Source organism: Chelativorans sp., assembly GCF_031180965.1.
Classification (GTDB): Bacteria; Pseudomonadota; Alphaproteobacteria; order Rhizobiales; family Rhizobiaceae; genus Chelativorans.
In genome coordinates this window covers 12,856-37,966 of record NZ_JAPSLH010000035.1, presented here as the reverse complement: position 1 = coordinate 37,966, position 25,111 = coordinate 12,856, and the positions used below count along the sequence as shown (strand labels likewise).

The following is a 25,111-nucleotide window of genomic DNA, read 5'->3' as shown; positions in this document are numbered from 1 at the left end:
CTCAGCATGCCTCCAGGTACCGATCCCTGGAGGGGGAGGTTGCCGCCGCTCTCCCGAACACCCGGTGCGCATCCGGTTCCCGCAAGAGCGATGGGAGGGATTGTAAGAGGGCTGCCGGGGGTGGGGATAAATTTTCCGGCGAAAAAAAGCGGAAATCGCGCAGGAGCTTGTTTTTGCTGCAGATTATTTTTGCGCATCCAGGCGGCGGGGCCGATTTGATCCACACCCCGCTTGGCGGGCGGGCGGAGGGTGAAGGATCGGTTCGAAAGAACCCCTCTCTGGCGTTTTCCAAGCACTTGCTCGGGGACAAATCCGCTCGCAAGTGCAGGAAAACGCTTTCCGGCCGGGTCCCCGCTGCTTCGCAGCGTCCCGGCGTTCGCGGGCCTTTCCATCGTGCCACCGGCACGATGAATTCGCCTTCGGCGAACCGGCCGCTCACCCCCCGCCAAAGGGGGAGATAACGCCGGCATCGGCCTTGCCGCAGGTCGCCGACGCTGGAGATTGCCACAGGCGCTGGAGCAAAGCGGCTATCACCCCCCACAAAGGGGGTCAGTGGCCGCTTCGGCGGAATTCTCGTGCCGGTGGCACGAGGAAAAGCCAGCGAACGTGGGACGCGCTGTTGGTTCGCCACCCCACCCCGTCTCGCGACGACCCTCCCCTGGGGAGGGAAGAGGGTGGGGCGTGGACCCGCTAGACGTCCAGATTGGCGACCGAGAGGGCGTTTTCCTGGATGAATTCGCGGCGCGGCTCCACCTCGTCGCCCATTAGGCGGGCAAACAGCGCGTCGGCGTCCGTGGCGTCGGGGATCTTGACCTGCAGAAGCGAGCGCGCATCGGGGTCGAGCGTCGTCTCCCAGAGCTGCTCAGCATTCATTTCGCCAAGGCCCTTGTAGCGCTGCATTGTGAGACCCTTCCGGCCGGTCGCCAAAACCGCATCCAGCAGCGCGATCGGCCCGGAGATCACCTCCGACTTGTCGCTGCGCCGCAGGATGGGCGGCTTGGCGAACACCTCCTGCAGGCGCGGCGCATAGCGGTCGATGGCCCGTGCATCGGCCGAGCCGATGAGAGCGGCATCGAGCACGACGGCGTCGCGCACGCCGCGCACGGTGCGCTCGAACAGGTATCCGCCGGCGCCCTCATTGGACGGATTGAGGCGGCCTTGCCAGCCGCGCTCCGTCTCTTCGGAGATGATGTCGAGACGGCGCGCCACATAGGCGGCAGCTTCCGTTGCCCGCGCGGGGTCGGCAAGCACGACGGCGTTGAGCGCGCCGGCGATCGCCGCCTGCTCGACGACCGAGCGGTTGTAGCGCGAGTGCAGGCCATTGATGAGCGAGCGGAGCGCGCGCGCATCCTCCACCACCTGCTTCAGGTCCTGGCCCGAGCGGACCTCGCCATTGGCGAGCTCGAGGGAAGCCTCCTGCAGGCCGGTGTCGATCAAAAACTCCTCGAAGGCCGCCTCGTCCTTGATGTACTGGACGGACTTGCCGCGCGTGACCTTGTAGAGCGGCGGCTGGGCGATATAGAGGTGCCCGCGCTCGATCAGGTCCGGCATCTGGCGGAAGAAGAATGTCAGAAGCAGCGTGCGGATGTGCGCGCCGTCCACATCGGCGTCCGTCATGATGATGATCTTGTGGTAGCGCAGCTTCTCGGCGTTGAACTCATCCTTGCCGATGCCGGTGCCGAGCGCTGTGATCAGCGTGCCGATCATCTCGGATGAGAGCATCCGGTCGAAGCGCGCCCGCTCGACATTCAGGATCTTGCCGCGCAGGGGCAGGATGGCCTGGTTCTTACGCGAACGCCCGCTCTTGGCAGAGCCGCCGGCGGAATCGCCCTCGACGATGAAGATCTCGGATTTGGCGGGATCCCGCTCCTGGCAGTCCGCCAGCTTTCCGGGAAGCGAGGTGATGTCGAGCGCGCCCTTGCGCCGCGTCAGCTCGCGCGCCTTGCGCGCCGCCTCGCGCGCGGCCGCGGCCTCCACCACCTTGCCGATCAGGATCCTCGCCTCGCCCGGATGCTCCTCGAGCCAGGTGCCGAGCGCCTCGTTGACGAGACCCTCCACCACCGGCCGCACCTCGGAGGAGACCAGCTTGTCCTTGGTCTGGGAGGAGAATTTGGGGTCGGGAACCTTTACTGACAGAACGGCGGTCAGCCCCTCGCGGCAATCATCGCCGGTGATCGTGACCTTTTCCTTCTTAGTCAGGCCGGAGACATCGGCATAGGAGATCACCTGCCGGGTCAGCGCGCCGCGGAAGCCGGCCAGATGCGTGCCGCCGTCGCGCTGCGGGATGTTGTTGGTGAAGGCCAGCACGTTCTCGTGATAGGAATCGTTCCACCACATGGCGAGCTCGACCGTGATCCCGTCGCGCTCTCCGGAGATGGAAATGGGGTCGGGAATCAGCGGCTTCTTCGCCCGGTCGAGATACTTCACGAACTCGACGATGCCGCCGTCATAGAGAAATTCCTGCTCCTTCACATCGGCATGCCGGCGGTCGGTCAGCAGGATCCGCACGCCCGAATTCAGGAAGGCGAGCTCGCGCAGGCGATGCTCGAGCGTGCCGTAGTCGAACTCGGTCTTCGAAAAGGTCTCAGGCGATGGCAGGAAGGTGATCTCGGTGCCATTGCGCCCGTCATAGGTGCCGGGCTGCCTGCGCGGCTCGTAGGTTCCCGTGACCGCGAGCGGGGCATCGGGGACTCCATGGGTGAAGCTCATCTCATGGATCTTGCCGTCACGGCGGATCCTCAGCTTGAGCCAGGTGGAGAGCGCGTTCACCACTGAGATGCCGACGCCGTGCAGGCCGCCCGAGACCTTGTAGGAGTTCTGGTCGAACTTTCCGCCCGCATGGAGCTGCGTCATGATGACCTCGGCCGCCGAGACGCCTTCACCGGAGTGGATGTCGGTCGGGATGCCCCGCCCGTTGTCGATCACCGTGCAGGAGCCGTCGGGGTTGAGCGCGACCGTCACGAGGTCGGCATGCCCCGCCAGCGCCTCGTCGATGGCGTTGTCCACCGCCTCATAGACCATGTGATGCAGGCCGGAACCATCGTCCGTATCGCCGATATACATGCCGGGCCGCTTGCGCACGGCGTCCAGGCCTTTGAGAACCTTGATGGATTCAGCACCGTATTCGGCAGGTTCGCCGGTGAGTCTCTCGGGCGTAGCGCTCATCAAATTCTTTCGTTAGGGGTGCCCCTCGGGGCCACTCGGAATGATCTGCGAATCAGCAGCCGGATATGGCTAAAATATAGGCGTTCCAACACATTTTTCCAAGTTTTGCCGCCGATCGGCCTGGGGACGGACTGCGGCGCCAAGCGCCCCTTTGCCTTTGCCGCGAAAGGCATTAAGAAGCGCACGCGGCGCAACACCTCCCGAGGCGTTCCATGGTCATGATCAGCGAGAAACCCAAGCTTGTCACCGTGTTCGGCGGCGCCGGCTTCGTGGGCCGGCACTTGGTGCTGGCGCTGGCGCGGCGGGGATACCGGGTGCGCGTCGCCTGCCGCAATCCGCACAAGGCCATCCATATCCGCACGCTGGGGAATGTCGGGCAGGTGCAGGCGATCCAGGCCAATCTGCGCTACCGCTGGTCGGTCGACCGGGCCGTGGAAGGCGCGGATCATGTGGTGAACCTCGTCGGCATCCTGCACGAATCCGGCAAGCAGCGCTTTGAGGACGTGCAGAGCCTTGGCGCCCGCGCGGTGGCGGAAGCGGCGCGCGCCGCCGGCGCCGGCCTCACCCAGGCCTCCGCCATCGGCGCCGACCTGAACTCGCCAAGCGCCTATGCCCGCACCAAGGCAGAAGGCGAGCAGGCGGCTCTCGAGACGGTGAAGGGCGCCGTGATCATCCGCCCCTCGATCATCTTCGGGCCGGAGGACAAGTTCTTCAACCGCTTCGCCAATATGGCGCGGTTCTCGCCCTTCCTGCCGCTCATCGGCGGCGGGCACACGAAATTCCAGATGGTCTATGTGGGAGACGTGGCGGAAGTCTACGCCCGCTCGGTGGACGGGCTTCTGGAGCCCGGCGCGACCTATGAACTCGGCGGGCCGCAGGTGCTGACCTTCCGTGATTGCATGGAGGAGATGCTGGAAGTGATACAGCGCAAGCGCGCCTTCATCCCCATCCCCTGGCCGATCGCGCGGCTCCAGGCCCGCATCCTCGGCCTTCTGCCCAATCCGCTTCTCACGCTCGACCAGGTGCGCATGCTGGAAGTGGACAATGTGGTCTCCGAGGAGGCCAAGCGGCGCGGACATACGCTTGAGGGGCTCGGCATCGCCCGGCACGCGCTGCACACCGTCCTGCCCACCTATCTGTGGACCTATCGGCCGGCGGGTCAGTTCACCCAGCCGCAGATGTAAGGTCTCTCGTGTTGGAGGCGCTCGCGGCCTTTCTCCCGGAAGGGATAGGGCCTTTGTCGGGCGCCCTCCTCGTCGTGGCCAGCTTCTTCACCTCGGCGCTGACCGCCGCCTTCGGCGTCGGCGGCGGCGTGGCCATGCTGGCGCTGCTTGGCCTCTTCATCCCCGTCGCCGCCCTCATCCCCGTGCATGGTGCGATCCAGCTCGGCTCGAATACGGGGCGCGCCTGGCGGCAACGCGCGCATATCGTGCACACCATTGCCCTGCCCTTCATCGCCGGCAGCCTGCTCGGCGCCGTTGCCGGCGCCTTCTTTGTCGTGCAGCTTCCCGACGCGGTGCTGAAGCTTGCGCTCGGGCTGTTCGTGATCGCCGTCACCTGGGCGAAGATCCCCGGGATGGCCGAGCTCAGCCGCACCGGGCTTGCGATCGGCAGCGCGGTGCTGGCGCTGCTCGGAATGTTCGTCGGCGCGACAGGGCCGCTGCTCTCGGCCTTCTTCGCGCGGCTGATCCCCGACGACAGGCGGGCGCTGATCGCCACCCATGCGGCGGGCATGACCGTGCAGCATTTCTTGAAGATCATCGTCTTCGCTTTTGCCGGCTTCGCCTTCGCGCAGTGGCTGCCCTTTATCCTGGCGATGGTCGCTTCGGGCTATCTCGGCACGGTCTATGGCACGCGGCTCCTCGAAAAGCTTCCCGAGGAGAGCTTCCGGCGCTGGTTCCGCATCGGGCTGACGCTGCTTGCGCTCGACCTTGTCCGCCAGGGCGCGGCGGGGCTGCTCTGACCCTCAGCCGAAGAGGATTAGCGCCAAAAGCCCGACGCCGCCGACCAGGATGCGCCACCAGCCGAAGAGGGCATAGCCGCGCCGGGAGACGAAATCGAGAAGCGATCGCACCACGAGGATGGCGGCGATGAAGGCGGCGATGAAGCCGACGACGATGATCTTCGCATCGGCCGCCGTGAGCAGGTGGTGGTTCTTGTAAAGGTCATAGGCGAAGGCGCCGGCCATGGTGGGCATGGCAAGGAAGAAGGAGAACTCTGCCGCGGCGCGCTTTTCCACCCCCATGAGCAATCCGCCCACTATGGTGGCGCCAGAGCGCGAGGTGCCGGGGATCATGGAAAGGCACTGGAAGAGGCCTATCTTGAGATAAACGGAAAGCGGAAAGCGGGTGATGTCGTCGTAGCGCGGGGTCTTGGCCCAGCGGTCGACCCAGATGAGCACGATGCCGCCGAGGATCAGCATGGTGCAGATGAGGGCGGGCGTCTCGAAAAGCACGGTCTTGATGAACCCGTGGGCCAGCACCCCGATGAGGGCCGCCGGCAGGAAGGCGATGAGGATGCCGAAGACGAAGCGCCTTGTGCAAGGATCGCGCGGCAGGTCGACAAGCATGCGCCAGAGCCGCGCGGAATAGACGCTGAGGATCGCCAGGATGGCGCCGAGCTGGATGAGGATCTCGAACGCATTGCCGGCGGATTCAAAGCCGAGGAAATGGCCGGCGAGGAGAATATGGCCCGTCGAGGAGACGGGGATGAACTCGGTGAGCCCCTCCAGAACGCCGAGCAGGAGCGCTTCCGCAATGGTCTGTTCGGGCACGGTCTCTCCTCGGGCAGGGCTTGCTTGTCAGGCCTGATATCTCCCCCTATAGCTCGGCGGAGATCCCCAGAATCGGGGCTGCCGAGGATTACCGTCACGGCCGCGAAAAGGCTAGAGTGCCGACAATGCTGACGCTGTTTCACCATCCGCTTTACGCTTCCTGCCGCTTCATCCGCCTCGCCTTCGGCGAATATGGCGAGGACCTTGCGCTGATCGAGGAGCGGCCCTGGACGCGGCGCAAGGAGTTTTTGTCGCTCAACCCGGCCGGCACCATCCCCGTCCTTCTGGCGGAGGGCGATCACGCCATTGTCGGCGCGACGGTGATCGCCGAATATCTGGACGAGACACGCGGCGTGTTCCAGCGCGAGCGGCGGCTGATGGCGGAGGATTCCATCGCCCGGGCCGAGATCCGGCGGCTGGTCGACTGGTATCTCGTCAAGACCGACAATGACGTGACCAAGCATCTGGTGCGCGAGCGGGCGCTGAAACCCTTCATGGAGGGCGAGGCCGGCGGCTCTCCCAATTCGGCCGCGATTCGGGCGGCGCGCGCCAATGTGCGCCAGCATCTCAAATACACCAACTGGCTCGCCGCCACACGCGACTGGCTGGCGGGCCCGCGCCTTTCCTATGCCGATGTGGCGGCGGCGGCCTCGCTCTCGATCCTCGACTATCTGGGCGAGATCGAGTGGCGCGAGTTCGAGGCGGCGCGCGACTGGTACAGTCGCATGAAGTCGCGCCCATCCTTCCGCTCCATCCTGAACGACCGCGTGCGGGGGCTTTCGCCCGCCTCCCATTACGCGGACCTGGACTTCTGATGCGCCCCGCGCCGGCCGAGCCGCAGCGGCTGCGCGCCTTCATCGAGCAGGAAGCGCGCGCGGCCGGTTTCGACGCGGTGGCCTTCACCACGCCGGATGCCGCACCCGCGGCCCCGGCGCGCCTTGCGCAATTCCTGAACGAGGGCCGGCACGGCACCATGCGGTGGATGGAGGAGACGGCCATGCGCCGCGCCCACCCGCGCGCGCTCTGGCCGGAAGTGCGTTCCGTCATCATGCTGGGCATGAATTACGGGCCGGAGGGGGACCCGCTTTCGATCCTTAGGCAAAAGGACAAGGCGGCCATTTCCGTCTATGCGCGCAACCGCGACTATCACGACCTGATCAAGGGAAAGCTCAAGCTGGTCGCCGGAAAGCTTGCGGCGCGGTTCGGCGCGGAGGTGAAGGTCTTCGTCGACACGGCGCCGGTGATGGAAAAGCCGCTCGCTGCCGCGGCGGGGCTCGGCTGGCAGGGAAAGCATACGAATCTCGTCAGCCGTGAGTTCGGCGCCTGGCTCTTCCTCGGCTCGATCTTCACGACGGCCGAAATCGCGCCGGACGCTCCCGAGGCCGATCATTGCGGCTCCTGCCGCGCCTGCCTGGACGTATGTCCGACGGATGCTTTTCCGGCACCCTATCAGCTCGATGCACGGCGCTGCATCTCCTACCTCACGATCGAGCACAAGGGGCCGATCCCGCACGAATTCCGGCAAAGGATGGGCAACCGCATCTATGGCTGCGACGACTGCCTGGCGGTCTGCCCGTGGAACAAGTTTGCCCGGGAGGCATCCGAGGCCAAGCTCAGGGCGCGGGAGGACCTGAAGGCTCCAGCCTTGGTCGATCTCCTCGAGCTTGACGATCCGGCCTTCCGCGCCCTGTTTTCCGGATCGCCGATCAAGCGCGTCGGCCGCGGCCGCTTTATCCGAAATGTGCTGATCGCGGCGGGCAATTCGGGCGACGAAAGGCTTGTCGGCGAATCCGAGCGCCTTGCGGGTGACGCCTCGCCCCTGGTGCGTGGCGCGGCGGTCTGGGCGCTGTCGCGATTGATGAAGCCGCGTGCTTTCGCGGTGCTGGCGGCGCGTTTGCAACCCGGCGAGAGCGATCCGGACGTCAGGGCCGAATGGGATCAGGCTCTCGCTTCGGTCGGCGAGCCGGCCTGATGACGCGGGTCTTCATTTTTGGCGCCGGCTATTCTGGCCAAGCCATTGCTCGCGCGTTGGCGCCGGTAGCGGATTTCATCGCCGGCACCACCCGGAGCGAAGAGAAAGCTGAAGGGCTGCAAGCGCAGGGCATTGCTCCTTTCATCTATGCCGGCAAAGGCCTTTCTCCTGAAATGGCTGCGGCGCTGAGCGGATCGACACACCTGGTCATCTCCATCGCACCCGGAGAGGACGGGGATCTCGTGCTGCCGGCTCTGCGCGGGCTCGGCGGAAGTGCCATGCCCGCAATGCAGTGGGTCGGCTACCTTTCCACGGTGGGTGTCTATGGCGACCATGGTTGCGCGTGGGTGGACGAGGAGAGCGAATGCCGCCCCGTCTCCTCACGTTCCCGCTGGCGGCTCAACGCCGAGAAAGATTGGCTGAACTTTGGCCGGGAGGCCGGTGTTCCCGTTGCGCTGCTGCGGCTTTCCGGCATCTATGGGCCGGGCCGCAATGCCTTCGTAAACCTGGCCGAAGGGAAGGCCAAGCGGATCGTCAAGCCGGGACAGGTGTTCAACCGCATCCATGTGGACGACGTCGCCGGAGCGACCGTCCATCTCATGCGCGGAAAGCTGGGCGGCATCTTCAACGTCTCGGACGACGAGCCCTCCCCGCCGCAGGACGTGGTGGCCTACGCGGCTGGGCTGATGGGCGTGGAGCCGCCGCCCGAAATTCCTTTCGACGAGGCGCAGATGATGCCCATGGCTCGCTCGTTCTATGGCGAGTGCAAGCGCGTCTCGAACGCGAAGCTCAAGGCCACCGGTTACCGCCTGCGCTACCCGAACTACCGCCAGGCACTGACCGCCATGTGGGCAGCAGGCACCTGGAAGGGCCAAGCTGCCGCAAATATGCTATGATTCGCACCGACCCTGGCCTTAACCAGGAGGGATTGATGCGGCGATTTTCCTTCAAGCGGCTGGCGAGCGCCGGTCTGTTCTTCGCTTTTGCCTGTGCGGCGCCTGCCGCGGCCGAGCCTTTGGCGAAAGACCTTTTCGGAGCGCAGAGGCTGCCGGCCGCGACGGAGCCAGCCTCCTACGGCTTCTATTCGAAAGGCTGCTTCGGCGGCGGAATGGCGATCGCCACGGACGGCCCCCACTGGCAGGCAATGCGCCTGTCGCGCAACCGGCGCTGGGGCCATCCGGACATGATCCGGCTGCTCGAGCGCTTTTCGCGGGAGGCGGCCGCCGATGGCTGGCCCGGCCTTCTGGTCGGCGACATCTCGCAGCCGCGCGGAGGGCCGATGCTTTCCGGCCATGCCTCGCACCAGATCGGGCTCGACGCCGACATCTGGTTCACGCCCATGCCCGACCGGCGCCTGAGCGCGGAGGAGCGCGAGAAGGTCAGCGCCGTCTCCATGATCAAGGAGGGCTCCCTCTACGTAGACGAGCGGCGCTGGACGCCGGCGCATGAGGCCGTTCTGCGGCGGGCTGCCAGCTATCCGCAGGTGGAGCGGGTGCTCGTGCATCCGGGCATCAAGAAGAAGCTCTGCGAGACGGTGCGCGGCGACCGCAGCTGGCTGAGGAAGGTCCGGCCCTTCTGGGGCCATGACTACCACTTCCATATCCGCATCAGCTGTCCCAAGGGCTCGCCCGGCTGCAAGGGCCAGGAGCCGGCGCCCAGGAGCGAAGGCTGCGACAAGTCGCTCGCCTGGTGGTTCACCGAAGAGCCGTGGCGGCCCGCTACCGGGCCGGAAAAGCCCAAGGCGCGGGACATCATGCCGCTTTCGGCGCTGCCGGCAGCCTGCCGCGTGGTGCTGAACGCGCCCGCCCCAGTTTCCGAAGCGGCGGTGACGCTTACCGGATCTGGCACAGCGCCGGTACAAGCCGCGGCAGCCCCTTCCCTGGACCAGGATGCGGACCCGGCATCGCTGCTGCTATCGCTCCAGCCGGCTGAGATCCCGCTGCCCTCGCCGCGGCCCTATCGGTAAGCCGGGCAAGCGGCTTTTCACGGCCGCTTGGCTCGCTTATAGAGCTTGAACCGATTTAGGATTTCCGCAAAGCCCGGAAGACGTCTTGGCACGCCGAAATGTTGCGCTGATCGCGCATGACCAGAAGAAAGACGACATGGTGGCCTTCGCACGCGACCACCAGGCCTGGCTTGCCGGCTGCGACCTGGTTGCGACGGGAACCACCGGAGCCCGGATTGCCGACGCATGCCCGGGACTTGCAATCAGGAGGCTGAAGAGCGGGCCCCTCGGCGGCGACCAGCAGATCGGAGCGCTGATCGCCGAGCGCGCCATCGATCTCCTGATCTTTTTCGTCGACCCGCTCACGCCCATGCCGCATGATGTGGACGTGAAAGCCCTCATGCGGCTGGCGATCGTCTACGATATCCCGATGGCATTGAACCGGGCGACGGCTGAAACAATTCTAGGTCTGGAAGAGGCGGGCGCTCCCGCACGATGATCCGAACGAAGAGGCTCGTAGGCAAGATGGCGTATTCGAACGATCACGAGGGGGTGCTGGATTTCCCGATCCTCATCGGCGACATCGGCGGGACCAATGCGCGCTTTGCCATCGTCGTGGACTCCTACGCGGAGCCCAAGGAATTCCCTATCGTGCAGACGGCAGATTTCGCGACCATCGACGATGCGATCCAGGATGCCATCCTGGACCAGACGCATCTCATCCCGCGCTCCGCCGTGCTGGCCGTGGCCGGCCCCGTGAACGGCGACCAGATTGACCTCACCAATTGCCACTGGGTGGTGCGTCCGCGCGAGATGATGGCGAAGCTTGGCTTCAGCGATATCGTCGTGCTCAACGACTTCGAGGCGCAGGCGCTCGCGGTCGTCGCGCTCGGCGAAGAGCATCTGGAGAAGATCGGCGGCGGGCCCGCCGAAACGGTTGGCAGGCGCGTGGTGCTGGGGCCGGGCACGGGGCTTGGCGTTGCCGGGCTGGTCCATGCGCGGCGCACATGGATCCCCGTTCCGGGCGAAGGAGGGCATGTCGATCTCGGCCCCCGCTCGGCCCGCGACGAGCAGATATTTCCGCATCTGGAGCGCATCGGCGGCCGCGTGTCGGGCGAACAGGTGCTGTGCGGCCGTGGCTTGGTCAACCTCTACCGCTCCGTCGCTGCCGCCGACGGCAAGGAACCGCTTTTTTCCACCCCGGAGGAGGTCACCGCCGCCGGCCTTTCGCGCAGCGACCCGGTGGCCGTGGAGACGCTCGACCTGTTCGTCACCTATCTCGGCCGGCTCGCCGGCGATCTCGGCCTGGTATTCATGAGCCGAGGCGGTGTCTTTCTCACCGGCGGCATAGCCCAGAAGATCGTGCCGGCGCTGAAGAGCGGCCTGTTCCGCGCCGCCTTCGAGGACAAAGCACCGCACAATGCGCTGATGGCTTCCATGCCGGTCTTCGTCATCACGCATCCTTTGGCCGCTGTGCTCGGGCTTGCGGCCTATGCACGCACGCCGGCGCGTTTCGGGGTGGAGACGGCCGGCCGGCGCTGGCGCGCCCGCTGACGCTTTTCGGCCGGCGTGACACGCCTGCAATTGCATGTGGGCGGCGGGTGGGGCATAGGCTGCACCGGATCTATCCAGGCAAGGACCGACGGACTGTTGTCCAGCGAGCAGAACCGAATTTCACCCGTTCCCACCGAGCTAAGCTCGGTCCTGCGCCGCGTGTTCAGCGAGAATGTCCGGGATTTCATTCCGCAATATGCGGTCGCCATCCTCTGCATGCTCGTGATCTCCGCCGCCACGGCCTATAGCGCCTATCTCCTGAAGCCGATCGTCGACCAGGGGTTCTTCTCGGCCCAGTGGACCACGCTCTACTGGTACTGCGCGATCATTGTCGTCCTCTATGTCGTCCGCGGCTTCGCGGTCTACGGTCAGACGGTGCTGCTCGCGCAGATCGGCAACGACATCGTCGCCCGCTACCAGAAGCGCCTGTTCGACCACCTGATGCGGCTCGACATCGGCTTCTTCACCGCGAGCCGATCGGGCCAGCTTTCCGCGCGGATCGCGCAGAACGTGACCGGCATCCGCGACCTTCTCAACATGACGATTGCCGCCGCGGCCCGCGACGTGGTCACCCTGATCGGGCTCGTGGGGGTGATGGTGTTCATGGACCCCATCCTGTCGCTCGTCGCCTTCTTCATCGGCCCGCCGCTGATCTATGCGATCAACTACCTGACCAGGCGCCTGCGCAGCATCACGCGCGAATCGGTGGAGATCAATTCGCGCCTGCTCGGCGCGATGCAGGAATCGGTGCAGGGCATCGCCATCGTCAAGGCCTTCACCATGGAAAAGGCGCTTGCGGGCAAGCTCGCTACCCTCATCGAGCGCGCCGAGAACCGTTCCAACAAGATCGCCCGCGTCTCGGAGCGGCTGACGCCGATCACGGAAATCCTGGTCGGCATTTCGGTGGCGGCCGTGCTCGCCTATGCCGGATGGCGCGCGGAGAACCAGGGCGTGCCGCCCGGCTCCGTGATCGCCTTCATCGGCGCGATGATCTTCGCCTATGATCCGGTGCGCAAGCTGGCGCGCGTGCCGGTGAATCTCGAACGGGCGCTGGTCAATGCGCGCATGATCTACGAAATCCTCGACCTCGAACCGCAGCAGACCGACGCGCCGGACGCAAAGCCGCTCCATGTGAGCGCCGGCAATATCCGCTTCGAGAAGGTGCGCTTTTCCTATGCCGAGCACATGCCCGTGCTGCACGGAGTGAGCTTCGAAGCGAAGGCGGGCGAGACGACGGCCATAGTCGGGCCGTCCGGCGCCGGCAAGTCCACGCTCTTTGCCCTACTGCAGCGCTTCTACGACCTCGACGGCGGCAGGATCACCATAGACGGGCAGGACATCGCAGAGGTGACGAAACATTCGCTGCGATCGAAGATCGCCTATGTATCGCAGCACCCCTATCTGTTCGAAGGCACAATCCGCGACAATATCCGCTACGGCCGGCCGGACGCCACCGATGCGGAGGTGGAGGAAGCGGCAAGGCTGGCCAATGCCGAGGAATTCATCGCGCAGCAGCCGAAGCGCTACGAGACGCTGGTGGGCGAGAACGGCGTCACCCTTTCGGGCGGCCAGCGCCAGCGGCTCTCGATCGCCCGGGCCATCCTGCGCAACGCGCCCATCCTCCTCCTCGACGAAGCCACCTCGGCCCTCGACAACCAGTCGGAGGCCAAGGTGCAGGAGGCGCTGGAGCGCGTCATGGTCAAGCGCACCACCCTGGTCATCGCGCACCGCCTTTCAACCGTCGTCAATGCGGACCGCATCGTCGTCCTCGAGGAAGGGCGGCTGATCGAAGAGGGAACGCACCGCACGCTGGTCCGGAAGCCGAACGGCGTCTATGCCCGCTTCTACCGCATGCAGACGGAAAAGGCGGAGAACCTGCTTGCGGGCGCGTCGGCGGATGCCTCCTCCGAGCATGGCTGACAGGGAGGGGATGATGGCGCAGATGGGTCTGGTGGTGATGGGCGCCGGCGGCCGCATGGGCCAGACGCTCATCCGCACCATTCACGCGATGGACGGGGCGCGCGTGGTCGGCGCCGTCGAGCGGGCGGGCTCGCCGCATCTGGGGCGCGACGCCGGGGAGCTTGCCGGCATCGGTCCCATCGATGTGAAGATCGCCGATGACCCGCTGCCGGTCTTTGCCAAGGCCGACGGCGTGCTCGATTTCACCGCGCCGCAGGCGACTGTCGAGTTCGCCGGCTACGCGGCGCAGGCCCGCATCGTCCATGTCATCGGCACGACTGGTCTTTCCGGCAAGGACGAGGCAGCGATCGCCGCGGCCGCGCGCCATGCCACGATCGTCAAGTCCGGCAATATGAGCCTTGGCGTGAACCTGCTTTCCGTGCTCGTGCGGCAGGCGGCGAAGGCGCTCGACGCTGCCGACTTCGATATCGAGATCGTCGAGATGCATCACCGCCACAAGGTGGACGCCCCTTCCGGCACCGCGCTTCTGCTGGGCCAGGCGGCGGCCGAGGGCCGCGGCGTAGACCTTGCGGAACAAAGCGTGCGCGTGCGCGACGGCCATACCGGGCCGCGCGAGGCAGGCACAATCGGCTTTGCCACGCTGCGCGGCGGCTCGGTGGTGGGCGAGCACTCCGTTATCCTCGCCGGCACGGGCGAGCGCATCGTGCTCTCGCACCAGGCCGAGGACCGCGCAATCTTCGCCCGCGGGGCGGTGAAGGCCGCTCTCTGGGCACATGGCAGGAAGCCGGGCCTTTATTCCATGCTCGACGTGCTGGGCCTTGCCTGATCCTTTCCAAGCCTAGGAGAACATCATGTCCGGAACGCTCATCCTCGTTCGCCACGGCCAGAGCGAGTGGAACCTGAAGAACCTCTTTACCGGCTGGCGCGATCCGGGGCTTTCCGATCTCGGCCACGAGGAAGCCAAATCCGCCGGCCGCAGAATCAAGGCGAAGGGCTTGCGCCCGGACATTGCCTTCACGTCGGTGCTCAGCCGTGCGCAGGTCACCAACGACCACATCCTCGATGAGCTCGGGATGAAGGACCTGCAGACGATCCGGGACCAGGCGCTCAACGAACGCGACTATGGCGACCTCTCCGGCCTCAACAAGGACGACGCGCGCAAGAAATGGGGCGAGGAGCAGGTGCATATCTGGCGCCGCTCCTATGACGTGCCGCCGCCGGGCGGCGAGAGCCTGCGCGACACCGGCGCCCGCGTGTGGCCCTACTACCTGCGCATGATCCTGCCCCAGGTGCTGCGCGGGAGGACGGTGCTCGTCAGCGCGCATGGCAACTCCCTGCGCGCACTCGTGATGGTGCTGGACGGGCTCTCCGGCGAGGAGATCGTCAAGATGGAGATCGCCACTGGCGTGCCCCTCGTCTACCGCCTCAACCCGGATTCCACCGTGGCCTCGAAGGAAATCCTGGAGGCGTGAGCCCGCCCCGCCCGTTCCGCGGCTCGGACCTATGTGACGGTCCTATCCTTGTCGAGGAGCCTGCCGGCTCCCGCTCCGAGGCGCCGGCCGCGAAAATCGCAAAACCGCGTTGACAGGGCCGGTCCCGCCGCTTACATCGGCTGCGCACCTAGCCCAGGTGGCGGAATTGGTAGACGCGCACGGTTCAGGTCCGTGTGCCGCGAGGCGTGGAGGTTCGAGTCCTCTCCTGGGCACCATCGCCTTGCGATGAGGATGAGCGGCCCTGGCCGCGGAAGAGCACCGGCATTCCACGCATACCGACGCGAGCAACGCTTCGGCGAAGCGTCGAACGGGTCGAAAGCCCCGCCGCCGCAAGCGGCAGGGCTTTATCTGTATCAAACCGTCGATCAGCAGCGGCCCTGCTTCTGCAGCCCGGGCGGGCAGCGGTCGCGGCCACGCTGTCCGGGCGGTGTATCTTCGTTTGCTCGCCTCGACCTCCTGGACTCCCCGTCGCCGCGGAATTCGCGACGGAACTCGTCCGGCGACCTCGGTCTCACAATGATCTCGTCTCGCTGCGAACGCCACTCCGCCGGCCGCTCATCGCGATCCGGCCGCCATTGCGGTGGTGGCCTGTCGAAATCCCGCCGCCGCTCGCGTGGCCTGTCGATCTCTACCCTCTCGCGGCGCCTGTCGTCCCTGTCCCATCCACCATCCCAGCGGTCGCGGTCGCGATACCACGGCCGGTCGCGGTAGTGACGGTCCCAATAGGAGCCGAACGAGAAGGTGATCACGGGCACGCCGACCCGCGGCGCGTAGTCCGGCACATAGACGCGGCGGTTCTGATAGAGCGTCTCCAGATAGGTCGCGCTGACCCAGCCGCGATAGCCGCGCCACTCCGCGTCGCACCACTGCCAGCCGCTGGTGCAGCCATAGACCTCCACGGTCGCACCGCGCGGGAGCGTGACGATCTGCGGATATTGCGTGCTCGGGCCCGCGCGCATGTTCACATTTCCTGTCGTGTAGGCGTTCGCCGCCGCCGCAATGCCCGAGGATGCCGCAAGCGCACCCAAGGCCGCCGCTCCCAGCAGTAAGAGACGGGTCTTCATAAATCCAACTCCTCTTCCGCGTCCCTTCGGCTCAGAACATGAGGGGGAAAGGGAAGTTCCGCACATCAACGCACGCCGACCCGAAAGCCAAATCATCGGAGAGGACCCCGTCGATGCACGGTTATACTCACGCGAATTCTTTCCTTTGGCGCGCAGGCGCCGCATAGATTCCCGACCGTGGTCCCTGTTCTGCCGCAACTTTGTCCCTCCACCGCCCAATTCCTTTCCTAGGGAGGCACAAACCACCTGATGGGGGACACTCACGAATGAAAGACTTTCTCCGCCGACGGGGCACTCCCGCCCTTGCCGCCGCCGTTCTTGCCGCGTCGCTTCCCGCCGCCGCCCATGCCCAGTGCGGGAGCGCCTCCTGGTATGCGCTGACCTCCAAGACCGCCTCGGGCGAGCGCATGAACCCGGCCGCCATGACCGCCGCGCACAAATCCCTGCCCTTCGGTACGAAAGTGAAGGTGGTGAACCGGCGCAACGGCAAGGCCGTCGTCGTGCGCATCAACGACCGCGGCCCCTTCGTGCGAGGACGGATCCTCGACCTTTCGAAGGCTGCGGCCGCCAAGCTCGGCTTCCTCGGCGCCGGACACACAAAAGTCTGCCTGGAGACATCGAAGTAAGGTTCAGATCAGCACGGGCGGATCGAACCTGCCCTGCACTTCCAGATCGAGCAGGAAGGTCTTGCCGGCCTCCGGATCGGCCTTGCGCGCCTCCTCGTCCATTCCGTTGAAAGCCGAAGTCGCAGCAAGCCGGCTTGCCTTCGGCCCGACGAAGACGGGGCAGGAGATCTGCCGCGCCGGCATCGGGATGCTGCGGATGAGCTCGCCGCTCTGGCTCCAAGCGTCGATGCTGCCGCCGCCCCACCGCGCATTCCAGATCGTTCCGTGGACATCCATCACCGAGCCGTCCATGCCGCCCGGCATGTCCTTGCTTTCGATTGCCACCACCGGGTCATCCACCGGCAGGCCCGTCTCGGGATCGCAGGTGACGCGGTAAAGCCGATTCTCGCGCGTGTCGGCGAAATAGGCGATGGTCCCGTCAGGCGAAAAGCAGATCGAGTTTGGCGTGGTGATGTGTGAGAAAAGCCGGCGCACCTCGCCCTTGAAGAACCAATAGATGGCGCCGGCGTGCTCTGTGCCCTTCTTGCTCATGGTGCCGAACCAGAGCGAGCCGGCAGGATGTGGGCGGGCATCATTCGAGCGCGTATCCGGCCGGTCCGCCTCCACTTCAACCAGCAACTCCAGCTTGCCCGTGGCGCGATCGCGCAGATGCAGGCCCGTTTCTGTCACGATGAGCTGCCGCTCCTCGTCCACGTCGGCCAAGGCGCTGGCCATGAGGGGCAGGTCGTGCACATGCGTCCGCGTACCTGCAAGGCGCCGCTCCAGGAGCTTGCGCCCGACAATGTCGAACCAGAAGAGCGTGTCCGTGCGCGCGTCGTAACTCGGTCCCTCGCCCAGCTGGCAAGCGACATCCGAGAATACCGAAACCCTGACCTCGTTCATAGATAGCCTCCGTCCACGATCAGTGTTTGCGCCGTGATTGCACGCGACAGGCCGGAGGCGAGAAACAGGCACGGCCCAACCATGTCCGGCGGCTCCAGCGCCCGTTTCAGGCACTGGCGCTCGATAAATTTCTGCAGCCCCTCATCCGTTACCCAGAGCTTTTTCTGCCGCTCGGTAAGGATCCAGCCAGGAGCGATGGCGTTGACGCGTATGCCGTCGGGACCGAGCGCGCCGGCAAGCCCTTTCGTCAGCCCGACAATGCCGCCCTTCGCAGCCGTATAGGAGGGCATCTCGCCATTGTTGATCATGTAGGAGATGGAGGTGAAGTTGACGATCGATCCGCCTCCCGCCTGCTTCATGCCCGGCACCACGGCTTGCGCGGTGAAGAAAAGCGGGCGGAGGTTGATTGCCTGATTCCGGTCCCAATAATCCGGCGTGACATCCTCTATCGCGTGGCGATCGTCCCAGGCCGCATTGTTGACCAGCACGGTGATCGGCCCATGCGCCTCGGCGGCTTTGGACACCGCCTCACGCAGAGCGGAGATGTCGCGAAGGTCGGCACGAAGAAAGAGCGGAGCGCGATCAAGCTTGCGCCGCATCTCCTCGCATAGCGCGCGGCTTTGATCTTCCGCTATGTCGATAAAGGCAACGCGCGCGCCCTGACGCAGGAAGCCCTCCGTGAGGGCCGCGCCGATGCCCGATCCCCCGCCGGTGATAAGCACCGACGCGTTCTCAAGATCCGGGAATTTTTCTGTGGGCATCATGGCGGAGCTGTTCCTTCGTTGTGGATGCAAGCCTGGCCGCGGTGGGATGCCTGCCGGATCTGCTGGCGAACGGATCGGCCGAGCGCCTGGGACGCTCCTAACGTGCGAAGCGGCGACAGGTTTCAGCCCATCGGGCCGGGAATGACATCTCTCATATAGGCGAGGGTCCCTTCGGCATCGCGCGGCCTGCCGAACAGGAAGCCCTGGCCGCCGGCGCAGCCGAACTCGATGAGCCGATCGGCCTGGGCCTCATATTCGATGCCTTCCGCCACCACATCCATGCCCAAACCCGCTGCCATCGCGAGGATCGCACGCACGATCTGCTCTGACGCCCGGTCCTCCAGGAGGGAGGAGACAAAGGCGCGGTCGATCTTAAGCTTGTCGAAGCGGAAATCGCGCAGACGTCCGAGACTCGACTGGCCCGTTCCGAAATCGTCCAGCGAAATCCCGATCCCTGCGCTCCGCAGATCGGCGATGATCCTTTCGGCCGAAGCAGGATCGTTCATCAGGCCGGTCTCGGTCAGCTCGACCTCCAGCCGGCGCGGATCGAACCCGGTCCGCTCCAGGATCGACAGGATCTGCTGGACGGTGTTGTGGTCCACCAGCTGGGAGGGAGAAAGGTTGAAGGAAAGGTGCAGGTGCTCCGGCCAATCGAGCGCCGCCTCCGCGGCCTTGCGCAGCACGAGCTGGGAGAGCTGACCGATGAAGCCGCGCTCCTCCGCGATCGGAATGAAGACCGATGGAGAAACGGCTCCAAGGTCACGGTCTGTCCAGCGGGCAAGCGCCTCGAAGCCGACCACGCCGCGCGACGGCAGGTCGACGATCGGCTGAAAATGCGGTTCCACATCCCCAGCGGCCACGGCCCGCCGCAGCGCCTGCTCCATGCGCGTCACCGTCTTTGCCGCTTCCTCCATCTCACGGGTATAGACGGCGACCGCCCCGCGCCCGCTGCGCTTTGCCTGGTAGAGCGCCGTTTCAGCCTTGCTGAGGAGAAGCTCGGTCGTATCCTCCTCGGAATAAAAGAGGGAGCAGCCGGCGGAGGCCGAAAGGCGCGCCGTGCGGTCGCCCACATGATAGGGAGCCGAGAGGATCTCGATCAGCACACGGGCGCGGCCCGCCGCCGCCGCCTCGCTGAACACCATGGGGTAGAGCACGCCGAATTCGTCGGCGCCGATCCGCGTCACCGTCGAATGCTCGTCCATCGCCGCACGCAGCCGCATGGCCACCTGCTGCAGGATCTCGTCGCCGGCGGCGCGGCCGAAAAGATCGTTGATCGGCTTGAAGCCGTCGAGGTCAAAGATGGCGATGGCGAAGGGGGCGGGGTCGTCCGCGCGCTCGGCGATCAGCCGGTCCACCTTGTGAAAAAATCTGCGCCGGTTCCCCAATCCGGTGAGCGGATCGGTGAGAACCAGGTCCTGCCCGGCGCCCTTGGCCATCTGTGCCGGAGCCAGCCCGGATGCCATCACGTCTTCCCGTTTCGCGTTCCGGCGGAAGATGCAGACGGAATGGTTTATGATTGGTGTCGATCCGGCAGCTCACCGCGCCTGCGCGCGGAAGGCTGGCTGATGCTTGACAGGGCTGCCGGGGCGGCGTCATCTGCCCGGCCTAGCAGAACCGGAGCCTTGCCCCATGCCGCTCAGCGTCGCCATCCAGATGGACCACATCTCGACGATCTCGATCGCCGGCGATACGACCTTTGCGCTGGCGCTCGAAGCGCAGCGCCGCGGGCACCAGCTCTGGCACTATACACCTGACAGGCTCTCCCAGCGCGGCGACCGCGCCTTTGCCACCGTCGAGGCGCTTTCCGTCCGCGACGAGCGCGGCAGCCACTTTTCCCTCGGCACGCCCGAAAAGGTGGATCTCTCGCAGATGGATGTGGTGCTGCTGCGCCAAGACCCGCCCTTCGACATGAACTACATCACCACCACGCACATCCTGGAGCGGGTGCATCCGAGAACGCTGGTGGTGAACGATCCCGTCTGGGTGCGCAACAGCCCGGAAAAGATTTTCGTGACAGAGTTTTCCGACCTGATGCCGGAAACGCTGATCACGCGGGACCCGAGGGAGGTGGACGCCTTCCGCAGGGAATATGGCGATATCATCGTCAAGCCGCTCTACGGCAATGGCGGCGCGGGCATTTTTCACCTCAACGAGGCGGACCGGAACCTCGCCTCCCTGCTGGAGCTCTTCACACAGATGTTCCGCGAGCCGTTCATCGTCCAGCGCTATCTGAAGGAGGTGCGCGGCGGCGACAAGCGCATCATTCTCGTGGAAGGCGAAGCTGTAGGCGCGATCAACCGCGTTCCCGCCGAGCATGATTCCCGCTCCAACATGCATGTGGGCGGGCGCGCCGAGGCGACCGGGATCACCGAACGCGAGCGCGAGATTTGCGCCCGCATCGGCCCGGCGCTCAAGGAGCGCGGCTTCGTGCTGGTTGGGATCGACGTGATCGGCGGCTTCCTCACCGAGATCAATGTGACCTCGCCCACCGGCGTGCGCGAGGTGAAGCGCTTCGGCGGGGCGGACATTGCGGCGCTTTTCTGGGATGCGGTGGAGGCGCGCCGCGCGGCAAGCTAGGCACCCCAGCCAAGCGCCGACCTTCCCGAAGATGTTCTGCAAATGTTCTTGCGTTCGCCTGCAGCCTATGCTTGTATGCGCATGAAGTCGGTCAGCCGAGGGGAGCGCCGAAAGGCGGGACGGGTTGCATGGTTTCGCGCGTGCGTACGATCGCTTTCGAGGGGATAGAAGCCGTTCCCGTTGATGTGCAGGTGATGGTCGCTCCCGGCAAGATGGGGATACAGATCGTCGGCCTCGGCGATAAGGCGGTGACGGAGAGCCGCGAGCGGGTGCAGGCAGCGCTCCACGCCTCCGGGCTTTCCATGCCGCCCAAGCGTGTAACGGTCAACCTCGCCCCGGCGGATTTGCCCAAGGAGGGCAGCCACTACGACCTTCCGATCGCGCTCGGGCTGATGGCGGCGCTCGGCGCCCTACCGGCGGACGCTCTTTCCGGCTATGTGGTGCTCGGCGAGCTGGCGCTCGACGGCACGATAGCGCGGGTGGCGGGCGTGCTTCCGGCGGCGATCGGCGCCAATGCGATGGGCAAGGGCCTGATCTGCCCGCATGAGTGCGGGCCGGAGGCTGCCTGGGCGAGCGCCGATCTCGATATCCTCGCGCCGCGCAGCCTGATCGCACTTGCCAATCATTTCCGCGGCACGCAGGTGATGGGCAGGCCGAAGCCGGCCATGGGCCCCCCGGCGGGTGCGCTGCCGGACCTTTCCGACATCAAGGGACAGGAGAGCGCGAAAAGGGCGCTGGAGGTGGCCGCGGCCGGCGGGCACAATCTCCTCATGGTGGGTCCGCCCGGGGCGGGAAAATCCATGCTGGCGCAGCGCCTGCCGTCCATCCTGCCGCCGCTCTCGCCGCGCGAGCTCCTGGAGGTCTCCATGGTGGCCTCGATTGCCGGGGAGCTGGCCGACGGCAGGCTCTCGGACCGCCGGCCTTTCCGCGCCCCGCATCATTCGGCGTCCATGGCGGCCATGGTGGGCGGGGGCCTGCGGGCGCGGCCGGGCGAGGTCTCGCTCGCCCATCACGGGGTGCTCTTCCTGGACGAACTACCCGAATTCACGCCGCAGGTCCTCGATTCGCTGCGCCAGCCGCTCGAGACCGGCGAATGCGTGATCGCCCGCGCCAATCACCGGGTGAGTTATCCGGCGCAAATCCAGCTGATCGCCGCCATGAATCCCTGCCGCTGCGGGATGGCCGGCGAGCCGGGTCACCGCTGCGCGCGGGGAACGCGCTGCCAGGCCGAATATCAGGCGCGCATCTCCGGGCCGCTGCTCGACCGGATCGACCTGCGAATCGATGTACCGGCGGTTTCAGCGGGCGACCTCATCCGGCCGGGCAAGGCGGAGGCGAGCGCCGCTGTCGCCGAGCGGGTAGCGCGGGCGCGCGCGACCCAGAACGAGCGCTATGCGGCCCTTGGCCTTGCGGCCTCCACCACCAATGCCCGCTGCTCGGCGGCGCTCATCGAGGAGGTGGCGGCGCCCGACGCCGCTGGCCTGTCACTGCTCAGGGATGCCAGCGAGAAGATGGGGCTTTCGGCGCGGGCCTATCACCGGGTGCTCAAGGTGGCGCGAACGCTGGCCGATCTCGAAGGCCAGGATAGGGTCGGGCGCATCCATCTGGCCGAGGCGATTTCCTACCGGATCGCGGGCGAGCGCCTGGCGCAGGCGGCGTGAGCCGCAAGAGGCACCGGGAAGAGAGACAGCGCGGTCCCGGTAGCACATGGAACCTCATGGAAAGCGGCCCTCCTTATTCGGATGTTTGAGCAGAACCTCATCGAAGTTCGGCAAGCAAACGAGGACGATCCGGACGCGATCGCGCGCGTTCTGGTCGACACTTGGCGAACCACCTTTCCCGGACTGCTTTCTGGCCACTTCTTAGGCGGTATGTTCTACGAACATCAGCGGGAACGTCACCGTCGGTCATGACCAGTGAAAAACGGACTATTTTACCGCTGTGTGTGTCAGACGAACGAGGTGGTCGGCTTCGCCAATGGAGGCCTAACCGCCATCGCGAATTTCCGCATGCGGGCGAACTTTATGCGATCTACATTCGCGACAAATTCCAGCGCCACGGCATCGGGAAAAGGTTGTTCTGCGCTCTAGCAAACCGGCTTTTTTCAGTCGGGATTCGCGTGGATGCTCGTATGGGTCCTTACCATCAATCCGAACCGCCGCTTTTACGAGAAGATCGGCGGCCGCGCGGTTGCCAAATGCCCGATCAAACTCGGGCCTGAAACGGTCAACCGGACAGCTCTGGAATGGAGCGATCTGCGAGCGACGCTCCGTACAGGCTGCAAGCTCCGGTTGGGACAATGACGCCCCGCCAAGGGTTGCTCGTGCGCAAATGGACGGCGATCGCCTCCGCACACGGTTTATTTCTTCACCGCACCCACGAGAAGGTTGTTGTCGTCGCGCAGGGTGACCCACCGCCCGCTATGCGTGCTCGCCTGCCGCTTCAGGTAGCGGTAGCTGGTGTGGCTCCACAGCTTTACCTCGTCGTTGAGGTTGTCGAGGATCAGATCGCCGCGGTCGGTGCGCACCGTCAGCACCGCGTGCCCCTCGCCGTCCGGCTTCCGCACCACCGTGATCAGCAGGCTGGACAGAGGAAAGCCGGCGGAATTGAGCTTCCTGCGCTTTTCCAGGACGTAATCCTCGCAATCGCCGACGCCCCTGTCCGGATAGGTCCAGACCTCTTCCCTGCCATAGATGTCGCGGTCGTTCAGCGGCTTAATCGCGTGGTTGACGGAAAAATTGACGGTGGAAATCGTTGCCATGAGCGCGTCGTCGAGCTGCGTGGGGCCCTCGTCGCGATAGGCAATGGAGCATTCCTGAGGTGAGGCCTTGCAGAACTCGAAATGGCCGATCGGCTGCGAAGTGAGCGCGCCCGTCACCATAAGCCCCGGTCCGGCAGCGGGACTGACGCCCGTCCCCGCCGCGCACAAAAGCAACCCAATAGCGGCCACATAGCCCGCCCGCTTAGCAGCCATCAGCCGCTCCCCAATTGTTTTTGCTCTTTAATAGAAAGTTAGGGAACTTTCAGCGGAGCTGTCAATTGGAAAGGGTTCTGCTTAGTTAATCCGGATCGGCCAAGCTGGGGAAGACAGTCCAGTTTTAGGCTGAATGGCTTCCAGGTGTGACTCGTTTGCCACTCCGACGACCCTTGCTCGCCTCAGCGATAAAGCGGGTGATTCGCGGAACGATCTGCGAGCGGAAGCGCGAGCCGTTGAAGACGCCATAGTGCCCGACCGACGGCTGCAGGTAATGGCTGCGCCGCGAGGACGGAATATTTATGCAGAGATCGTGTGCCGCCTGCGTCTGGCCGACGCCGGAAATGTCGTCGTTCTCGCCCTCGATCGTCAACAGGGCCACGGTACGGATGGCCGCGGGATCGACCGGCTCGCCGCGATGGGTCATCTCCCCTTTCGGCAGAGCATGGCGGATGAAGACCGTATCGACCGTCTGGAGATAGAATTCGGCCGTCAGGTCCATCACCGCCAGGTACTCGTCATAGAACTCGCGGTGCTTTTCGGCCGGCTCGCCGTCGCCCTTCACAAGATGCATGAAGAACTCCTTATGCGCCGAGATATGGCGGTCAAGGTTCATGCTCATGAAGCCGGAAAGCTGAAGGAAGCCTGGATAGACCTGCCGCATGAAGCCGGGATTTGGCCATGGCACCTGCATAATGACGTTGTCGCGGAACCATTCGAGGCCGTGTTCCTTGGCCAAACGGTTCACGGCGGTCGGGTTGCGGCGTGTATCGATGGGGCCGCCCATCAGGATCATGGCCGAGGGGAGGTTTTCGTCGCCGCGCGCCTCCATCAGAGCCACCGCCGCCAGCACCGGCACCGAGGGCTGGCAGACGGCCATGACATTGGCGCCGGGCCCGATCAGGCGGAACATGTCGATCAGGTACTCGATGTAGTCATCGAGGTCGAAACGGCCATGCGACAGAGGCACCATCCGCGCGTCGATCCAGTCGGTGATATATATGTCGGCGTGCGGCAGCATCGCTTCCACCGTGCCACGCAGAAGAGTCGCGTAGTGACCGGACATCGGCGCGACGATCAGGATCTTTGGCTCCGGCCCGCGTCCGGCCGGCAGTTCGCGCCCGAAATGGACCAGCCGGCAGAAAGGCCGCGACCAGACGACCTCTTCGCGCACCCGCACGACCTTGCCGTCGACCGTCGTGGAATGCAGCCCGAATTCCGGCTTGCCATAGCGGCGCGTGGTGCGCTCGAACATCTCGGCAGCGGCCGCGATGGAGCGGCCCCAGCTCGTCGCGGCAACGGGATTGAAGGGGTTGGAATAAAAAAGACGGATGGCGTCCGCATAGACCCGCGCAGGCTGCAAGGCGGCGTGATGAAGCTCATAAAGCTGATAGTACATAAG

Annotated in this window: 23 protein-coding genes and 1 tRNA gene; 16 read left to right on the top strand and 8 right to left on the bottom strand. The window is 65.4% G+C overall.

From position 1 onward, the window contains the following. Positions 1 to 690: 690 nt before the first annotated feature. A complete protein-coding gene (gene gyrB / locus RIN79_RS19325; RefSeq protein WP_309086330.1) occupies positions 691 to 3,165 on the bottom strand; it encodes a DNA topoisomerase (ATP-hydrolyzing) subunit B in 2,475 nt (824 codons plus the stop codon). Between the two features lie 212 nt (positions 3,166 to 3,377). Here gyrB and RIN79_RS19320 point away from each other — a divergent pair, with 212 nt between their 5' ends. Both RIN79_RS19320 and RIN79_RS19315 read left to right on the top strand, forming a co-directional pair. Continuing rightward, positions 3,378 to 4,349: a complex I NDUFA9 subunit family protein gene (locus RIN79_RS19320; RefSeq protein ID WP_309086329.1), complete on the top strand. Its 972-nt coding sequence runs from the start codon at positions 3,378 to 3,380 to the stop codon at positions 4,347 to 4,349. Between the two features lie 53 nt (positions 4,350 to 4,402). Further along, positions 4,403 to 5,128, top strand: coding sequence for a sulfite exporter TauE/SafE family protein (locus tag RIN79_RS19315; protein ID WP_375165984.1), 726 nt, complete (start codon positions 4,403 to 4,405; stop codon positions 5,126 to 5,128). A gap of 3 nt (positions 5,129 to 5,131) precedes the next feature. On the opposite strand, the gene RIN79_RS19310 is transcribed toward RIN79_RS19315, so the two are convergent. After that, a complete protein-coding gene (locus RIN79_RS19310; RefSeq protein ID WP_309086327.1) occupies positions 5,132 to 5,938 on the bottom strand; it encodes an undecaprenyl-diphosphate phosphatase in 807 nt (268 codons plus the stop codon). Between the two features lie 125 nt (positions 5,939 to 6,063). Here RIN79_RS19310 and RIN79_RS19305 point away from each other — a divergent pair, with 125 nt between their 5' ends. The 10 genes from RIN79_RS19305 to RIN79_RS19260 all read left to right on the top strand — a co-directional run bounded on the left by RIN79_RS19305 (position 6,064) and on the right by RIN79_RS19260 (position 15,037). Then, entirely contained in the window at positions 6,064 to 6,753 is a 690-nt protein-coding gene (locus RIN79_RS19305) for a glutathione S-transferase family protein (protein WP_309086326.1), read from the top strand. Next, entirely contained in the window at positions 6,753 to 7,910 is a 1,158-nt protein-coding gene (queG, locus tag RIN79_RS19300; RefSeq protein ID WP_309086325.1) for a tRNA epoxyqueuosine(34) reductase QueG, read from the top strand. Before RIN79_RS19305 ends, queG begins: the two co-directional genes overlap by 1 nt. Further along, positions 7,910 to 8,806: an SDR family oxidoreductase gene (locus RIN79_RS19295; RefSeq protein ID WP_309086324.1), complete on the top strand. Its 897-nt coding sequence runs from the start codon at positions 7,910 to 7,912 to the stop codon at positions 8,804 to 8,806. The genes queG and RIN79_RS19295 overlap by 1 nt, the downstream gene beginning before the upstream one ends. Positions 8,807 to 8,841: 35 nt before the next feature. Beyond that, positions 8,842 to 9,876, top strand: a complete 1,035-nt coding sequence (gene mepA, locus RIN79_RS19290) for a penicillin-insensitive murein endopeptidase (RefSeq protein WP_309086323.1) — start codon at positions 8,842 to 8,844, stop codon at positions 9,874 to 9,876. An 85-nt stretch (positions 9,877 to 9,961) separates the two neighbouring features. After that, a complete protein-coding gene (locus RIN79_RS19285; protein WP_375165983.1) occupies positions 9,962 to 10,354 on the top strand; it encodes a methylglyoxal synthase in 393 nt (130 codons plus the stop codon). A 26-nt stretch (positions 10,355 to 10,380) separates the two neighbouring features. Continuing rightward, positions 10,381 to 11,409, top strand: a complete 1,029-nt coding sequence (locus tag RIN79_RS19280; protein ID WP_309086322.1) for a glucokinase — start codon at positions 10,381 to 10,383, stop codon at positions 11,407 to 11,409. A 96-nt stretch (positions 11,410 to 11,505) separates the two neighbouring features. Then, positions 11,506 to 13,329, top strand: coding sequence for an ABC transporter ATP-binding protein (locus RIN79_RS19275; protein ID WP_309086321.1), 1,824 nt, complete (start codon positions 11,506 to 11,508; stop codon positions 13,327 to 13,329). A 13-nt stretch (positions 13,330 to 13,342) separates the two neighbouring features. Beyond that, the gene (gene dapB / locus RIN79_RS19270; protein ID WP_375165982.1) at positions 13,343 to 14,155 is read left to right on the top strand and encodes a 4-hydroxy-tetrahydrodipicolinate reductase; all 813 of its coding nucleotides are present in this window, start codon (positions 13,343 to 13,345) and stop codon (positions 14,153 to 14,155) included. A 25-nt stretch (positions 14,156 to 14,180) separates the two neighbouring features. Beyond that, a complete protein-coding gene (locus tag RIN79_RS19265; RefSeq protein ID WP_309086319.1) occupies positions 14,181 to 14,801 on the top strand; it encodes a 2,3-bisphosphoglycerate-dependent phosphoglycerate mutase in 621 nt (206 codons plus the stop codon). 151 nt (positions 14,802 to 14,952) lie between these two features. After that, positions 14,953 to 15,037 (top strand) — tRNA-Leu (locus tag RIN79_RS19260). Between the two features lie 150 nt (positions 15,038 to 15,187). Here RIN79_RS19260 and RIN79_RS19255 read toward each other — a convergent pair. Further along, positions 15,188 to 15,886: an SH3 domain-containing protein gene (locus RIN79_RS19255; protein WP_309086318.1), complete on the bottom strand. Its 699-nt coding sequence runs from the start codon at positions 15,884 to 15,886 to the stop codon at positions 15,188 to 15,190. A gap of 266 nt (positions 15,887 to 16,152) precedes the next feature. Between RIN79_RS19255 and RIN79_RS19250 the strand changes: the two genes are divergently transcribed. Beyond that, positions 16,153 to 16,512 (top strand): septal ring lytic transglycosylase RlpA family protein, encoded by a 360-nt coding sequence (locus tag RIN79_RS19250; protein ID WP_309086316.1) that lies wholly within the window; start codon positions 16,153 to 16,155, stop codon positions 16,510 to 16,512. 3 nt (positions 16,513 to 16,515) lie between these two features. Here the strand turns inward: RIN79_RS19250 and RIN79_RS19245 are convergent, their stop codons facing one another. The 3 genes from RIN79_RS19245 to RIN79_RS19235 all read right to left on the bottom strand — a co-directional run bounded on the left by RIN79_RS19245 (position 16,516) and on the right by RIN79_RS19235 (position 19,621). Continuing rightward, complete coding sequence (locus tag RIN79_RS19245) at positions 16,516 to 17,394, bottom strand: SMP-30/gluconolactonase/LRE family protein (protein ID WP_309086315.1); 879 nt, start codon at positions 17,392 to 17,394, stop codon at positions 16,516 to 16,518. After that, positions 17,391 to 18,158 (bottom strand): SDR family oxidoreductase, encoded by a 768-nt coding sequence (locus RIN79_RS19240; protein WP_309086314.1) that lies wholly within the window; start codon positions 18,156 to 18,158, stop codon positions 17,391 to 17,393. The genes RIN79_RS19245 and RIN79_RS19240 overlap by 4 nt, the downstream gene beginning before the upstream one ends. Before the next feature lie 122 nt (positions 18,159 to 18,280). Next, positions 18,281 to 19,621: an EAL domain-containing protein gene (locus RIN79_RS19235; RefSeq protein WP_309086313.1), complete on the bottom strand. Its 1,341-nt coding sequence runs from the start codon at positions 19,619 to 19,621 to the stop codon at positions 18,281 to 18,283. Positions 19,622 to 19,787: 166 nt separating this feature from the next. On the opposite strand from RIN79_RS19235, the gene gshB reads away from it, so the two are divergent. The 3 genes from gshB to RIN79_RS21640 all read left to right on the top strand — a co-directional run bounded on the left by gshB (position 19,788) and on the right by RIN79_RS21640 (position 22,956). Next, positions 19,788 to 20,735: a glutathione synthase gene (gene gshB, locus RIN79_RS19230; protein ID WP_309086312.1), complete on the top strand. Its 948-nt coding sequence runs from the start codon at positions 19,788 to 19,790 to the stop codon at positions 20,733 to 20,735. 128 nt (positions 20,736 to 20,863) lie between these two features. Further along, positions 20,864 to 22,396 (top strand): YifB family Mg chelatase-like AAA ATPase, encoded by a 1,533-nt coding sequence (locus RIN79_RS19225; RefSeq protein WP_309086311.1) that lies wholly within the window; start codon positions 20,864 to 20,866, stop codon positions 22,394 to 22,396. 248 nt (positions 22,397 to 22,644) lie between these two features. Further along, entirely contained in the window at positions 22,645 to 22,956 is a 312-nt protein-coding gene (locus tag RIN79_RS21640; protein ID WP_375165981.1) for a GNAT family N-acetyltransferase, read from the top strand. 138 nt (positions 22,957 to 23,094) lie between these two features. Here RIN79_RS21640 and RIN79_RS19220 read toward each other — a convergent pair whose 3' ends face one another. Then, a complete protein-coding gene (locus RIN79_RS19220) occupies positions 23,095 to 23,709 on the bottom strand; it encodes a transglutaminase-like cysteine peptidase (RefSeq protein WP_309086310.1) in 615 nt (204 codons plus the stop codon). Positions 23,710 to 23,833: 124 nt separating this feature from the next. Beyond that, complete coding sequence (locus RIN79_RS19215) at positions 23,834 to 25,108, bottom strand: polyhydroxyalkanoate depolymerase (protein ID WP_309086308.1); 1,275 nt, start codon at positions 25,106 to 25,108, stop codon at positions 23,834 to 23,836. Positions 25,109 to 25,111: the final 3 nt, after the last annotated feature.

Coding starts and splice junctions, on each gene's coding strand:
- gyrB (WP_309086330.1), bottom strand. CDS start 3,165: ATGAGCGCTACGCCCGAGAGACTCACCGGCGAACCTGCCGAATACGGT.
- RIN79_RS19320 (WP_309086329.1), top strand. CDS start 3,378: ATGGTCATGATCAGCGAGAAACCCAAGCTTGTCACCGTGTTCGGCGGC.
- RIN79_RS19305 (WP_309086326.1), top strand. CDS start 6,064: ATGCTGACGCTGTTTCACCATCCGCTTTACGCTTCCTGCCGCTTCATC.
- queG (WP_309086325.1), top strand. CDS start 6,753: ATGCGCCCCGCGCCGGCCGAGCCGCAGCGGCTGCGCGCCTTCATCGAG.
- RIN79_RS19295 (WP_309086324.1), top strand. CDS start 7,910: ATGACGCGGGTCTTCATTTTTGGCGCCGGCTATTCTGGCCAAGCCATT.
- mepA (WP_309086323.1), top strand. CDS start 8,842: ATGCGGCGATTTTCCTTCAAGCGGCTGGCGAGCGCCGGTCTGTTCTTC.
- RIN79_RS19280 (WP_309086322.1), top strand. CDS start 10,381: ATGGCGTATTCGAACGATCACGAGGGGGTGCTGGATTTCCCGATCCTC.
- dapB (WP_375165982.1), top strand. CDS start 13,343: ATGGCGCAGATGGGTCTGGTGGTGATGGGCGCCGGCGGCCGCATGGGC.
- RIN79_RS19265 (WP_309086319.1), top strand. CDS start 14,181: ATGTCCGGAACGCTCATCCTCGTTCGCCACGGCCAGAGCGAGTGGAAC.
- RIN79_RS19255 (WP_309086318.1), bottom strand. CDS start 15,886: ATGAAGACCCGTCTCTTACTGCTGGGAGCGGCGGCCTTGGGTGCGCTT.
- RIN79_RS19250 (WP_309086316.1), top strand. CDS start 16,153: ATGAAAGACTTTCTCCGCCGACGGGGCACTCCCGCCCTTGCCGCCGCC.
- RIN79_RS19245 (WP_309086315.1), bottom strand. CDS start 17,394: ATGAACGAGGTCAGGGTTTCGGTATTCTCGGATGTCGCTTGCCAGCTG.
- RIN79_RS19240 (WP_309086314.1), bottom strand. CDS start 18,158: ATGATGCCCACAGAAAAATTCCCGGATCTTGAGAACGCGTCGGTGCTT.
- RIN79_RS19235 (WP_309086313.1), bottom strand. CDS start 19,621: ATGGCATCCGGGCTGGCTCCGGCACAGATGGCCAAGGGCGCCGGGCAG.
- gshB (WP_309086312.1), top strand. CDS start 19,788: ATGCCGCTCAGCGTCGCCATCCAGATGGACCACATCTCGACGATCTCG.
- RIN79_RS19225 (WP_309086311.1), top strand. CDS start 20,864: ATGGTTTCGCGCGTGCGTACGATCGCTTTCGAGGGGATAGAAGCCGTT.
- RIN79_RS21640 (WP_375165981.1), top strand. CDS start 22,645: ATGACCAGTGAAAAACGGACTATTTTACCGCTGTGTGTGTCAGACGAA.
- RIN79_RS19220 (WP_309086310.1), bottom strand. CDS start 23,709: ATGGCTGCTAAGCGGGCGGGCTATGTGGCCGCTATTGGGTTGCTTTTG.
- RIN79_RS19215 (WP_309086308.1), bottom strand. CDS start 25,108: ATGTACTATCAGCTTTATGAGCTTCATCACGCCGCCTTGCAGCCTGCG.